The sequence below is a fragment of the Methylobacterium sp. WCS2018Hpa-22 genome (assembly GCF_031843785.1).
In the GTDB taxonomy this organism is placed as follows: Bacteria; Pseudomonadota; Alphaproteobacteria; order Rhizobiales; family Beijerinckiaceae; genus Methylobacterium.
On sequence record NZ_JAVTJA010000022.1, the window covers coordinates 12963 to 26754 of the forward strand.

Annotated in this window: 9 protein-coding genes; 5 read left to right on the plus strand and 4 right to left on the minus strand. The window is 67.1% G+C overall.

What is annotated here, in order from left to right; all coding sequences use genetic code 11:
• Nucleotides 1–203 precede the first annotated feature (203 nt).
• Both RQI43_RS22150 and RQI43_RS22155 read right to left on the minus strand, forming a co-directional pair.
• Nucleotides 204–938, minus strand: a complete 735-nt coding sequence (locus RQI43_RS22150; RefSeq protein ID WP_311276616.1) for a hypothetical protein — start codon at nt 936–938, stop codon at nt 204–206.
• The gene (locus RQI43_RS22155) at nt 935–2566 is read right to left on the minus strand and encodes a caspase domain-containing protein (RefSeq protein ID WP_311276617.1); all 1632 of its coding nucleotides are present in this window, start codon (nt 2564–2566) and stop codon (nt 935–937) included. Before RQI43_RS22155 ends, RQI43_RS22150 begins: the two co-directional genes overlap by 4 nt.
• Before the next feature lie 702 nt (nt 2567–3268).
• Here RQI43_RS22155 and RQI43_RS22160 point away from each other — a divergent pair.
• Entirely contained in the window at nt 3269–5380 is a 2112-nt protein-coding gene (locus RQI43_RS22160; RefSeq protein ID WP_311276618.1) for a TonB-dependent siderophore receptor, read from the plus strand.
• 181 nt (nt 5381–5561) lie between these two features.
• On the opposite strand, the gene RQI43_RS22165 is transcribed toward RQI43_RS22160, so the two are convergent.
• Both RQI43_RS22165 and RQI43_RS22170 read right to left on the minus strand, forming a co-directional pair.
• Nucleotides 5562–5777, minus strand: coding sequence for a hypothetical protein (locus RQI43_RS22165; protein ID WP_018041891.1), 216 nt, complete (start codon nt 5775–5777; stop codon nt 5562–5564).
• A gap of 268 nt (nt 5778–6045) precedes the next feature.
• Entirely contained in the window at nt 6046–6657 is a 612-nt protein-coding gene (locus tag RQI43_RS22170; protein ID WP_311276619.1) for a helix-hairpin-helix domain-containing protein, read from the minus strand.
• A gap of 219 nt (nt 6658–6876) precedes the next feature.
• Here RQI43_RS22170 and RQI43_RS22175 point away from each other — a divergent pair, with 219 nt between their 5' ends.
• From RQI43_RS22175 to RQI43_RS22190, 4 genes are all read left to right on the plus strand, one after another.
• A complete protein-coding gene (locus RQI43_RS22175; protein ID WP_311276620.1) occupies nt 6877–8742 on the plus strand; it encodes an ABC transporter ATP-binding protein in 1866 nt (621 codons plus the stop codon).
• Nucleotides 8743–8945: 203 nt separating this feature from the next.
• Nucleotides 8946–10082, plus strand: coding sequence for an S-(hydroxymethyl)glutathione dehydrogenase/class III alcohol dehydrogenase (locus tag RQI43_RS22180; RefSeq protein ID WP_056454333.1), 1137 nt, complete (start codon nt 8946–8948; stop codon nt 10080–10082).
• A 193-nt stretch (nt 10083–10275) separates the two neighbouring features.
• Entirely contained in the window at nt 10276–11109 is an 834-nt protein-coding gene (fghA, locus tag RQI43_RS22185; RefSeq protein WP_311276621.1) for an S-formylglutathione hydrolase, read from the plus strand.
• Between the two features lie 424 nt (nt 11110–11533).
• Nucleotides 11534–13723: a TonB-dependent siderophore receptor gene (locus RQI43_RS22190; RefSeq protein WP_311276622.1), complete on the plus strand. Its 2190-nt coding sequence runs from the start codon at nt 11534–11536 to the stop codon at nt 13721–13723.
• Nucleotides 13724–13792 lie beyond the last annotated feature (69 nt).

Consider the following 13792-nt stretch of genomic DNA (forward strand, 5'->3'; position numbering starts at 1 on the left):
GATGCAAGTCGATCTCGGCGAGGACCGACACGAGGTCCGGGCTTATCTTCCCGTTCCCGTGATAACCCGCTTCAGCGACAGGGCCGGCCCGGATGGCAGTTCGGGTTCCCGCCCGATGGCGGAGCCTGCCTCTGCTGGCGCTGAGCCGCCTGCTGTTGCTGCTGCATCATCTGTTGCCGCTGGGCGGCCTGTTGCTGTTGTTGCTAGGCCTGTATCTGCTGACGTTGCATCATCTGCTGGCGCTGGTGCATCTGCTGGCGCTGGGCCTGTTGCTGCTGCTCCATCTGCATGCGCTGTTGCTGGCGGTTCTCCTGGAGCTGCTGACGCTGCATCATCATCTGCTGCTGGGCTTGGCCCTGCTGGCGCCGGGCGGCCTGTTGCTGCTCCATCTGCATCCGCTGTTGCTGGCGAGCCTCCTGGATCTGAAGCCTCTGCTGCTGGCGTTGCAGGGCATCGGAATCCGGGCCGCGTCGCGGCGGCTGGCCGGGCGCTTCGCGATTGGGGTTGGCCAGCTCCCGCCTGAGACGCTGTGGGCCGTTCGGCTCGAAACCCGTCCGGGCCACTCGATCATGCCCCGGACGCCCCTCGCGGGCGCGCTCGCCGAGCGGCTGGTCGAGGGCGGGACGCAGCTGCGGTCGTTCGGCTCCGGCAGCGGCGCGGGCCGCCTCCCGGCGCTCGATCCGTTCCCGGCGCAAGGCCGCGCGGTCGGCGGGATCGGCGTTGCCGCGTCCGGCTCCGGGGCCGGCGGGGTTCACCGCATCGGGCGGGGCACGACGGTCGATGGCGGCCTTCCGGTCCGGCCCGGTCTTGCCGTCCCCCGCGTGCACTCGGTCGGGCGGTGCGCCGACGTCGCCGGACGCGCGCGTGTTCGCGACCGGCCTCGGCTCGGGCAAAGCCTTCGGGTCCGGCCGCGCGGCGCGCGGGTCTGGGACGCTCAATGCGGGGAGCGGGCGGCCGATGCGGGGATCGTTCGGTCTTTCGTCGCGGGCGCCCGGCGGCAGGCCGGGGCGGTCGCGGCGAGGGCCGTCGTTACGGTCGACGCGGTGCGACAGGGAGGGCGGCAGCGCCACCCGAGGGGCGAGAGCCGCCGCTCCGAGCCCGGCGGCACCGCCGCCGAAGGTCCGCGCGGCCGCTCGATGACGCGCCGGTTTATCTCGTTGATCACCACCCTGTTGTGGATGTTCTGGTAGATGACGTTGTCCGGCGGCGCGACGATGTAGGCGGGGGCGCTCACATAGGCCGGGACCGGCTCGAAGAGGGGGACGGGGAGCGCGAACAGCTCGTCCTCGGGCGGCGGGGGCGCGATGTCGACGATATAGGCCGGACGGGGTGCCAGCACGCCGGGGGGCGGCGGGGGCAGGGCATAAGCCGGGTCGTCGAAGGCGACGACCTGCCGGTCGAAATAGCTCTCCTCCTCCTGCGGCGGCGGGGGCAGGTTGAAGGAGAGTGCGGTGAAGGCTTCGGGCGGTCGCGGCGGGGCGGACAGGCGGGCGAGGCGGCGGCGCGCATCCGCCGCGTGCGGTCCGCGCGGGTAGCGCGAGAGGTAGGACCAGTAGGCGTCCTGCGTGCCGGACGACAGGGCGCGACGCCAGGTCGTCGCCTCGCGCCGGGCGGCCACGATCGCGCGCACGCGCTTGGCCATCGGGTCGTCGGGATAGGCACCGAGAAAATCCTGGTACCCCTGCAGCGTGTCGCGCTCGACCGCCACCGAATAGGCGTCCCGCGCGCCGATGTCGCCTAACGGCCGGTCGCGGAGGGCCGCGATCGGCTCGGGCTGCGCCGGGGCGGGCGCGTCGGCATTGCGCTCGAAGAACACGAACGGTGCCTCGATCCGGGCGTCGTCCCAGGGCATGGCCGCGCCTTTGGTGGTCTCGTTCACCCGCAGGCGCACCCGGTCGAAGAGCACCGCCGGCTGGAGGCCGCCCTCGCGGATCATTTCCACCAGGGCCTGCGCATAGGCGCCATAGGCCCCCGTCTCGGGCGGCGCCACGGTGCCGGGCGCCGCGTTGTAGGCGATGAGGCTGCCGGGTTCGGCCTCCACCAGGGCGAGACCGCCGGCGAGCGGTTCGCCCGTCTTCACGAATGGGTTGGCGCGGGCCGCGTCGAGCACCACGAACCGGGCCTTCAACGGCACGGTGGAGAGGCGCTTGATGTAGTCCGACACGCGCAGGGCCGCGACCGGGACGTCGACGGCGGTGGGTATGCGGGCATCCACCGGCGCGAAGAAGGTCTCGCCCTCGAGCTGCAGCCCGTATCCGGCGAGATAGACGAAGGCCACCGTGTCCGGCCCCGTCGCCGCCGCCTTGTCGAGGAAGTCGCGCAGTGCTTTGCGCAGGGCATCCTCGTCGAGGTCGCGCGCCCCCACCACGTCGAACCCCGCCGCCTGCAGCGTCTGCGCGATGAGGCCGGCATCGTTGGCGGCGGTGGCGATGGGCGCCCCCTCATAGGCGCCGTTGCCGACCACGAGGGCGATGCGCGTCTCGGCCTGCTGCGCGGTCGCCGGAACGGAGATCAGCAGGGCGGCGAACAGGACCGCGAAGACGGCGACATATCGGGACAGGACCATCGCCGGGAACCTCCGCCGCCGCATCACGCTGCGAGCGACATCATACGGGGCATCGCGGACGACCAGAACGCGAGCCATCCCACAATCGTGCAGAAGGGGACCCTCGTCCAGGGATGACCGGAATCGGAATTACCAAATCCTCGCTCCGAGCGGCGACGATCGCGACTCAGGGATGCGCCTGTCCGCCGGGCCGGTGATCGAAGGTCTGCGTTCGATGTCCGCTCTTACTCGGCACGATCGATCGGTGCCCGGAGTGCTTTAGCCACAGACTCGGTGACGTTCCGGCGGCACTTTCCATCACCGAGCCGACCGTTGTGCCGAATGTCGTGTTCCTTATCGGCCCACGCGTCCTTTCAACGTACGACATTGTCGGTCATGGAAGTCTTCGCTAGGCAGAGGGCGTCGCGCTTGGTGCTATTTTTGGGAAAAATATTTACTTATATACTACAATGAGCATCTTTAATTTGTCGATAAGGAATAGTTTGGAGCTTTTCCAGAGAGTAGTGAAATTACAACAGGTGTTTAAGAACTTGATTACGCACACTCATGATGAATGAGGCGTGCTTGTAGCGAACAGCTTTGTCCTTCTACAGATCTCGATGCCGGCCAAGACATGCCGAGACTTGAGACGACGACATCATGAATAAGCTAAAAGAAGAATTATATTGCAGCACAGTGCTGCGCCCGCTCGTCGTTTTGAAGATGACGACCATCCTGGCGATCGGTGTCGTGCCGTTCTCCGGTGCGCGAGCCCAGGTGCTCCCGGCCGAGAGCGCGGTGGTGTTGTCGGAATTGTCGGTGATCGGCAGTGGCGAGCGGGCGAACGGCCCCGTCACCGGCTACCGGGCGAGCCGTTCCGCGACCTCGACCCGGACGGACACCGCCCTGCGCGACTCTCCGCAATCGGTCCAGGTCGTGCCCCGTGACGTGCTCCTCGACCAGCAGGACGTCCGCCTGACCGATGCGCTCACCAATGTGAGCAATGTCCAGCCCGCCGGCACCATCCAGGGCCGGTCCGACACCTATGTGCTGCGCGGCTTCAACACGCAGACCTACGCGATCGACGGCGTGCTGCTGAACCCGGCCAATACCTTCCAACCGACACAGCGCGACCTCGCCAATGTCGAGCGCGTGGAAGTGCTCAAGGGCCCCACCTCCGTTCTCTATGGCAGGGGCGATCCCGGTGGCCTGATCAACATCGTCACGCGCCAGCCCATGCTCACGCCCTCCGCGGACCTCACCCTGCAGGGCGGGTCTTATGCCTTCCGGCGGCTTCAGGGCTCGGTGACGGGTGCCGTTCCAGGGACGGAAGGGCTCGCCGCCCGCTTCAGCTTCGCCACGCAGGACGACCCCACCTTCCGGGATTTCGGTGGCCCTTCCAATTCGCGCCATTTCTTCGCGCCGTCCCTGCTGTGGACGCCCGATGCATCGACGCGGATATCCCTGAGTGCCGAGTTCTCGCGCCAGCACAGCCAGTATGACGAAGGTCTCACGGCTTTCCAGGGTCGGGTGCCCCTGGACAACATCCGCCGTTACTATGGCGAGTCATGGTCCCGGTATTATGGCGAATCGAACTCCATCACCCTGCGGGCCGAGCATGACGTCAACGAAAGCCTGACCCTGCGGCAGGTGATCAACGGTCAATGGGGCCAGTTCGATGTGTTGGCCACCCGCGCCACCGGGGTGAGCGCGAACGGGGCGTCGCTGACGCGGCGTCTCTCCGAGGTCGAGTCCATCTACAACTCGATCGACAGCCAGACGGAAGCCGTTGCCCGTTTCGACCTGTTCGGCTTCCGCCACACGGCCCTGTTCGGCGTCGAAATCGTCGACGGTTATCGTCATCCCTATACGCAGCAGGGGACAGCAAGCGCGGTTTCCTTCCTCAACCCGATCCGGGGATCGATCCCGCAGATCGGAACGCTCGCCCTGCAGAGTGACCTGCGGCAGAACCTGTTCATGGTCGGCACCTACATGCAGGACCAGATCGAGCTGGCCCAGGGGCTGCAACTCGTCCTCGGCGTCCGCGTGGATACGGCCAACCAGCTGTATTTTCAGCGCACCCTCACCAACAACACCGTGCCTCCCACTCAGGACGTCACCGGAACCTCGCCGCGCGTCGGCCTGGTCTGGCGGCCGATCGAGCCGCTCACCGTCTACGGAAGCTACACGACCTCTTTCACCCCACAGACCGCCAACGTCATCGGTGGCCTGACGCCGGCGCCGGAGACCGGGGAGCAGGTCGAAATCGGCACGCGTGTCGATCTTATCCCTGATCGCCTCACCCTGAGCGCTGCGGCCTTCCGGATCGTTCGGGCGAACGTCGCCGCGGCCGACCCAATCAATACCGGCTTCTCCATCATCACCGGCGAGCAGCGTTCGCAGGGCGTCGAGGCCGACATTGCGGGCGAGATCCTGCCCGGCTGGAGGATCATCGGCGGTATCGGCTATCTCGATGCAAAGGTGACGCAAGATACGACGATCGCCATCGGCAACCGGCTCCCGGCTGCCCCGACCTTCAGCACCAGCCTGTGGTCGACCTACCAGTTCCAGAGCGGCCCGATGCGGGGCTGGGGCTTCGGCGGCGGCGTCACCTATGTGGGCGAGCGCTTCGGCGACATCACCAACAGTTACAAGGTCGGCGCCTATGCGCGCCTCGACGCGACCTTGTTCTACGAGATCGACCCGACATGGCGTTTCGCCGTGAACGGCCGCAACCTCACGGATCGCCGCTACATCGAGCAGCCCTTCAATCAGTTCAACAATCTCCCCGGCGCACCGCTCACCGTCCTCGCCAGCGTGACGGCCCGCTACTGAGGTAAGGCTCGTTGCCTGCCGCAAGTCACACCTCGCGCCCGGCCGGTCGCGGGATGTGACGCGGTGCGGCGACCGAGATCGGCGGCCCCATCACCGGCCCCGGCAGGGCCGATCCCGCCCGTGGCGCGGCGGTCTCCTGCGACGGTGGGGCCTGACGCCGTCGCGCCTATGGTTTGCTCGCCTATTGCTTGGCGCGATTGATCAGCGCCTGGAGCGCTCTCGCCACGGGCTCGGTGACGTTCTTGCGGTACTTCTTATGAACGAGCTGGCCGTTGTGATAAATGTCGTGCTCGACATAGAGCCGCTCGCCATCCCACCGCACCACATTGTCGGTCTCGGAGGTCTCCGTCACCCCGAGATCGTCGCGCAGGGTGATGTTGCTGGGCTGTGTCAACATATCGGGTCCTTTCAAGCGTTTCCGGTGCATTGGGCGCGTGGGATGCGGCTTTGTCCCGTGGATGGCGGAGCGGGCTTTGCCAAAACGGTCCGCGCAATGCCGGTGAACCGGGCTGTCCCTCGCCGAGCCGTCATGGCACGCACCTCACCCATCCGGCCCCGACGCCTCGTTGTCCCTCTGGCGGGTCGCACGGCTGCAACCCACCGTCGTTTCGCCGATCTTACGGAGCGGCGGCGTTCGATGCCAGCACGAAGCCGGCCTCCATCGCTCAACGCACGGTCACCTGGTTCTTGATCCGCTCATAGGTCGACCGGCTGAGGACGCGTTTCGAGAGAAGCTGATCCACCGAGGCGTAGGGCCTGCGCTGGGTGATGGCGCGGCCGATCATGCCGCCACCCTTGAGGCCGTTGAGTTCCGCCACCGAGGCGGTGTTGAGATCCACCACGGAGACCGCCGCCGGCCCCGCATTGTCGATAGCCTGCTGCGTTTCCGACGGGGTCGCGTTCAGCGGAGGGCTCTCGGCCAGGGGCGCCACCGGGCCGCCATAGGGGAGGGGGGGCGGGTTGAGTGCGGAATTCCCCGTTCCTTCCGGCGAGCCGGCCTGTGCGGACTGCCGGGGCAGCGGCCGGATCGGCGAGGGCGGCAGGACGGAGGCCGGTGGGGCTTCCTGCGGGGCGGCGGGTGCCGGTTCCGCGCGAGGTTGCGGCGCAGTCGCGACGGTTCTCGGTGGGCTGGCCTTGGTCGGCTCGGTGCGCTGCACCGTCGGCGCGGGGGGCGGAGCGTCGGCACCCTGCGGCCAGAAGGCCTGGACCAGACCCGCCAGCGCCGCCGCCGCGACGAAGAGCACCACCACCCGTAGAAGAGTCGAACCGCTGAGCATCCAACCCGCCTCACGCGCACAATGCAGGCGAGATTCTAACATGGGACACAAAGCAAAGTCTTGCCGTCATGCCCGATGTCCTCAGGCGTGTGCACAATGAAGCGGATCGATTGAGACCGCCGGTCGCCTCAGGCTGTCGCGCCGACACCGCGTGGGAATCTTATCGTGCACCCTACGACGCATCGACGGGCGCGGTCGCTCCCGTCATGGTCCGCTGCGATGTCCACCGCCTCCCTCGCCCCCTTGCTGAACCGGTTTGTCGTCGAGCGCGTGGGCGCCCTGCGCTACCTGCCGGCGCTGTTTCGCCTCGTCTACGCGGCGAGCCCGCGCCTGCTGATGGCGAGCATCGCTCTGCGTCTCGCGCGGGCGAGCCTGCCGGTGCTGATGCTCTATCTCGGCAAGCTCATTCTCGACGCCATCGTCGCCGAACATGCCCGGCCCCATCCCGCCGGAACCGGGATCGCCGGCTGGATGGCGGACCCGGCCCTCGCCCGATTGGCCGGTCTCGTGGCGGTGGAGCTCGGCCTCGCCATCCTGTCCGATCTGCTCGGGCGGCTGAGCACCCTCACCGATGGGCTGGTCGCGGACCGCTACGCCAATGCCGCTACCCTGCGGCTGATGCGCCACGCCGCCGCCCTCGACCTCGAGCAATTCGAGGACAGCGCCCAGCAGGATCGGCTCGAACGCGCCCGCCGGCAGGTGACCGGGCGCTCCAACCTGCTGTTCCAGCTCTTCGGGCAGGGGCAGGACCTCATCACGCTCGTCGCCTTCGGGATCGGTCTGGCCGCCTACGCTCCCTGGCTGATCCTGCTGCTCGCCGGCTCCCTCGTGCCGGCCTGCCTCAACGAACTCTACTTCAACCGGCAGGGCTATCGCCTCGCCTGGACCCGCACTCCCGAGCGGCGGCAGATCGACTATCTGCGCTATCTCGGGGCCAGCGTGGAATCGGCCAAGGAGGTCAAGCTCTTCGGCCTCAACGCCTATATCGCCGAACGCTACCGGATCGTGGCCGCCAAGCTCCTGGACGACAACCGCTCCCTCGCCATCCGGCGGGCCGGCTGGGGCGGCCTCTTCGCGGCCTTGGGCACGCTCGCCTATTACGCGGCCTATGCCACCATCGTCTGGCGCACGGTGGCGGGCGCCTTCTCCATCGGCGACCTCGCCTTCCTCGCCGGTTCGTTCCAGCGCCTGCGCGGCCTGATCGAGGGCCTGCTGCTCGGCTTCTCGCAGATCTCCTCGCAGGCTCAGTATCTCGAAGACCTGTTCTCGTTCTTCGAGGTGGTGCCGCTGATCCGGTCGCCGGAGCGGCCCGTGCCGTTCCCGCAGCCGATCACCGAGGGCATCGTCTTCGAGGAGGTCGGGTTCCGCTATCCCGGCACCGAGACCTGGGCGGTCCGGTCCTTGAGCTTCCGCCTCGCCGCCGGGGAAGTGCTGGCCCTGGTGGGCGAGAACGGGGCCGGCAAGACCACGATCGTCAAGCTCCTAACCCGGCTCTACGACCCCACCGAGGGCCGCGTGCTGCTCGATGGCCGGCCGCTCTCCGATTACGACCTCGACGACCTGCGCGCCCGAATCGGCGTGATCTTCCAGGATTTCGTGCGCTTCGATTTCACCGCCGCGGAGAACGTCGCCGTCGGGCGCATCGAGGAGCGTGAGGACGCCGCCCGCATCGCCCGCGCCGCCGGGCGCAGCCTCGCCGACGGCGTGATCGAACGCCTGCCGCTGGGCTACGACCAGCCGCTCGGCAAGCGCTTCGCCGACGGCGTCGACCTCTCCGGCGGCCAATGGCAGAAGATCGCGCTCAGCCGGGCCTATATGCGCGAGGCCGAGATCCTGATCCTCGACGAGCCCACGGCCGCCCTCGACGCCCGCGCCGAGTTCGAGGTGTTCCAGCGCTTTCGCGATCTCAGCCGGGGCCGCAGCTGCGTGCTGATCTCGCATCGCTTTTCCACCGTGCGCATGGCCGACCGCATCCTCGTCCTCGACGGGGGCAAGGTCATCGAGGCCGGAACGCACGAGGAACTTCAGGCGAGGGGCGGGCGCTACGCCGAATTGTTCGAACTGCAGGCCGCCGGCTATCGCTGAGGCGCCGGCGGGTATGCTTCCGCGACAACACAGGGGCGACGCGACCTCCCGCGCGGCCCGAGGGCGTTGCATCTCGTCTCCAGAACCATCATTGCACGAAACAGATTTTCGGGCCGTTCGGCTTGCCCTCCCCTGGATGAGGCGAAGTCGAAGAGTCGGCAGTTCGACACCGTCCGTGATCGTCCAGACATGAGAATAGAGATATGAAGACGCGCGCTGCGGTCGCGTGGGAGGCCAAGAAGCCCCTCACCATCGAGACCATCGACATCGAAGGCCCCAAGGCCGGCGAAGTCCTCATCGAGTTGATGGCCACCGGCATCTGCCACACCGATGCCTATACCCTGTCGGGCCTCGATTCCGAGGGCAAGTTCCCGGCGATCCTCGGCCACGAGGGCGCGGGCATCGTCCGCGAGCTCGGCGCCGGGGTCACGGACCTGAAGGTCGGCGACCACGTCATCCCGCTCTACACCCCGGAATGCCGCAGCTGTAAGTCCTGCCTGTCGCAGCGCACCAACCTCTGCACCGCGATCCGCTCCACGCAGGGCCAGGGCGTGATGCCGGACGGCACCTCGCGCTTCTCCTGCGTCTCCACCGGCGGCAGCCCGGGCGGCTCGAACACCCTGTTCCACTACATGGGCTGCTCGACCTTCTCGAACTTCACGGTCCTGCCGGCCATCGCGCTCGCCAAGATCCGCGAAGACGCTCCCTTCGACAAGATCTGCTACATCGGCTGCGGCGTCACCACCGGCATCGGTGCGGTGATCTACACCGCCAAGGTCTGGCCCGGCGCGAACGTCGTGGTGTTCGGCCTCGGCGGCATCGGCCTCAACGTTCTCCAGGCCGCCCGGATGGTCGGTGCCGACAAGATCATCGGCGTCGACATCAACCCGGACAAGCAGGAGATGGCCCGCAAGTTCGGCATGACCCACTTCATCAACCCGAAGGAGGTCGGCAACGATCACGTCGTCGCGGCGATCCTCGACGTCACGGGCGGCGGCGCGGACTTCTCGTTCGACTGCACCGGCAACGTCCACGTCATGCGTCAGGCCCTCGAATGCTGCCATCGCGGCTGGGGCGAATCGATCGTCATCGGCGTGGCCGAGGCCGGCAAGGAGATCTCCACCCGTCCGTTCCAGCTCGTCACCGGCCGCGTCTGGAAGGGCTCGGCCTTCGGCGGCGCCCGCGGCCGCACCGACGTGCCGAAGATCGTCGACTGGTACATGGAGGGCAAGATCAACATCGACGACCTGATCACCCACACCATGCCGCTCGAAGACATCAACCACGGTTTCGACCTGATGCACGAGGGCAAGTCGATCCGCTCGGTGGTGGTTTACTGATCCCATCGAGACGAAACGCCTCGACCCTCCCCCCTCCGCGGGGGAGGGTGCCTGCGGAGCAGGCGGGAGAGGGGCCCCCTCTCCGGATACGGCGCTCCCCTCTCCCGACCCTCGCTGACGCGAGGCCCACCCTCCCCCGCAGAGGGGGGAGGGAAGAGCCCGCACCGACCATCGCCCATCAGGAGATCACCGCATGGAAACCATCTCGAAGGCCCGCGCCCATGGCGGCACGCAGGGCGTCTACAAGCACGATGCCAAGACCACCGGCTGCCCCATGACCTTCGCGGTGTTCGTGCCGCCGCAGGCCGAGAACGGCCCGGTGCCGGTGCTCTGGTACCTGTCCGGCCTCACCTGCACCCATGCAAACGTCATGGACAAGGGCGAGTACCGCCGCGCCGCCGCTAAGCATGGCGTGATCATCGTGGCGCCGGATACCAGCCCGCGCGGCGCGGATATTCCCGACGAGGCCGGCAACTGGCAGTTCGGCTCGGGCGCCGGCTTCTATGTCGACGCGACGGAGGCGCCCTACGCCACCAATTACCGGATGTGGAGCTACGTCACCGAGGAGCTCCCCGCCCTCATCGCCGAGAACTTCCCGGCCGACATGTCGCGCCAGGGCATCTTCGGCCATTCCATGGGCGGCCACGGCGCGCTGACCATCGCGCTCACCTATCCCGACCGTTTCAAGTCCTGCTCGGCCTTCGCACCCATCGCCCAGCCCTCCACGGCCGGATGGTCGAAGCCCGCCTTCGAGAAGTATCTCGGGACCAACGAGGCGGCCTGGCGCGCGCATGACGCCACCGCGCTGATCGAGGACGGCAAGCGCTTTTCGGAGTTCCTCGTGGATCAGGGCACGGCCGACAGCTTCCTCGATGACGGCCTGCGGCCCTGGCTGCTCGAAGAGGCTTGCAAGACAGCCGGCATCCCGCTGACCCTCAACATGCGTGAGGGCTACGACCACTCGTACTACTTCATCTCGACCTTCATGGCCGACCACATCGCCTGGGCCGCCGCGCGTCTGAAGTAAGGCATCCACCACGCACTCCATCCCCGGCCTGTCGCGCCGGGGGTGGGTTCATCGGCCGTCGTCCGAGACGGGCCGCACTCCGCCACGCAGAGCGTCGCGTCGAGAACGGGCCCCGGCCCTCATCCGGTTCCACCGCTTCGATCCGCTGGCTCACGCCCCGATCCCGTAGCGTTCCTGCCTGTGACATCTCCGGCAGGCTGAGTGCGCACAAGCATTACAACCTGCGCGGCCTGTGTCGAAGCAGCAACGGCGAGTGACGAAGAGTGTTCGGTATCTTGCCACCGACCGAGCCGAAAGCTACGGCGGAAGGGCGAATACATGTTGTATTACAGTAGTTTATCATAATTCTAAAGAGCACTGCAGGCCACGTCTCGCCACTTGCGCGAGCCCGTTCTGCTGCCCGTCATCCGGAGCCAGGCCGTCCATGCCGTCGTCCCCATTCGCCCGTTCCGCCGTCCTCGCGGCCGGGGTGTCGATCACGGTGCTCGCCCTGACTGGAGCCGGTTCGGCACAGGAACGGGCCGTGACCCTCGACACGTTGAGCGTCGAAGGGTCGGGCGCGGGGAACGGCACGGGAGGGGGGAATGGCCGCGGCGCACCCGAGACCGCCCGTGGCCCGGTGGATGGCTACGTCGCCACTCGCAGCGCCACGGCGACCAAGACCGACACGCCGATCATCCGCACGCCGCAATCGATCAGCGTCGTCAGCGCCGATCAGATCAAGGCGCAGGGCTCCCAGACCCTGTCCGAGGCCGTGCGCTACACGCCGGGCATCTACGCCAACCAGTTCGGCCCGGACACGCGCCTCGACTGGTTTCTGATCCGCGGCTTCTCGGCCACGGAATCCGGCCTGTTCCGGGATGGGCTCCAGCTGTTCCAGACCGGCTTCGCCAATTTCCGCATCGACCCGTTCGGCGCCGAACGCATCGAGCTGCTGCGCGGCCCCGCCGCCACCCTTTTCGGCGGCAGCCCCGTGGGCGGTCTCATCAACATCGTCTCGAAGCGGCCGACCTTCACGCCCCTGCGCTATCTCGAGCTCGGCGGCGGCTCGTTCAGCCAGCGCTACGCCGCCTTCGATCTCGGGGGGCCGGTGGACGAGTCCGGCCACTGGTTCTACCGCCTGACCGGCCGTTTCCAGAACGGCGACGCCCAGGTGAATTTCGCGCCGGAGGACCGCTACTACATCGCGCCGAGCTTCACCTATAAGCCCGACGGCGCCACCACCTTCACGGTGCTGACGAGCTTCCAGCGCGACGAGACCGGCGGGGCCGGCCAGTTCCTGCCGTATTTCGGGACCGTGCGCACCAACGCTTCCGGTCTCAGGATCGACCGCAAGCTCAACGCCAGCGATCCGCTGGTGGACCGCTACACCCGTAACCAGGCCAATCTCGGCTACGATTTCGAGCACCATGTCGACGACGTCTGGACCGTGCGCCAGAACTTCCGGTTCTCGTTCACGGAAGTCTCGGATTCCCGCTACGTCGCCAACGGCTACAACAATGCCGCTCAGACGGAGTTGGCCCGCTACGGCTTCCTGACGACGCCCCGCGCCGGCATCTTTACCGTCGACAATCAGGCCGAGGCCCGGTTCAACGACGGGACGTTCGGGCATACCGTGCTGATGGGCGTCGATTACAAGCGCTACAGCTTGTCGGACAACCAGGCTTCGACCTTCCCGGCCCCGTCCCTGAACATCCTCGCTCCGCGATATTTCCAGGCCGCCGCGGCGCCCGCCCCCTATCGCGTGCTAAACCAGCAGCTCCAGCAGGTCGGCCTCTACGCGCAGGATCAGATCGCGCTCACCGAACGCCTGACCTTCCTCATCGGCGGTCGCCAGGACTTCGTCGACAACAACATCGACAGCAAGATCCCGGCCGGGACATCGACCCAGATCAGCGAGAGCGCCTTCACCGGCCGGCTCGGCCTCATCTACAATCTCGACAACGGGCTGGCGCCGTACATCACCTACGGGACATCGTTCAACCCGACGGCGGGCGCCGACGTGAACAACCGGCCGTTCAAGTCGGAGACCGGCGAACAGGTGGAAATCGGAACCAAGTTCCAACCCGTCGGCTGGAACACGCTCTTCACCTTCGCGGCCTTCGATCTCGTCCGCAACAACACGCTCACGCCGAACCCGGTCAGCCTCTTCACCAATCTTCAGATCGGTTCGGTGCGCTCACGCGGCTTCGAACTCTCGGCCACGGCGACACTCGCCGAAGGCCTGAACCTCACGGCCGCCTATACGCTCTACGGTCTGCGCACCATCGAGGGGACGGACCTCGACCTCGGCAAGGTTCCGGTGGGCATTCCGCAGACCCTCGCCTCGCTCTGGGCCGATTACACGATCCCGGTCGGCACTTTCAAAGGCTTCGGTTTCGGTGGCGGCGTGAACTATGTCGGCCAGTCCTACGCGGACGTCGCCAACACCCTCGTCGTGCCCGAATACGTCACCTTCGACGCTGCGGTGCATTACGATTACGCCGGATGGCGCGCCGCCGTGAACATGATCAATGTCGGCGACAAGCGCTTCGTCTCGTCCTGCTCGTCCGCGACAGCCTGTTTCTACGGCACGCAGCGCAAGATCGTCGCGAGCGTCTCGTACAAGTGGTGAGCCCGCCCCTCCTGCGATGAGGGACGTTTCGATCCCGATGAGCCTGGCTCATCGGGATTCATCGTTCGC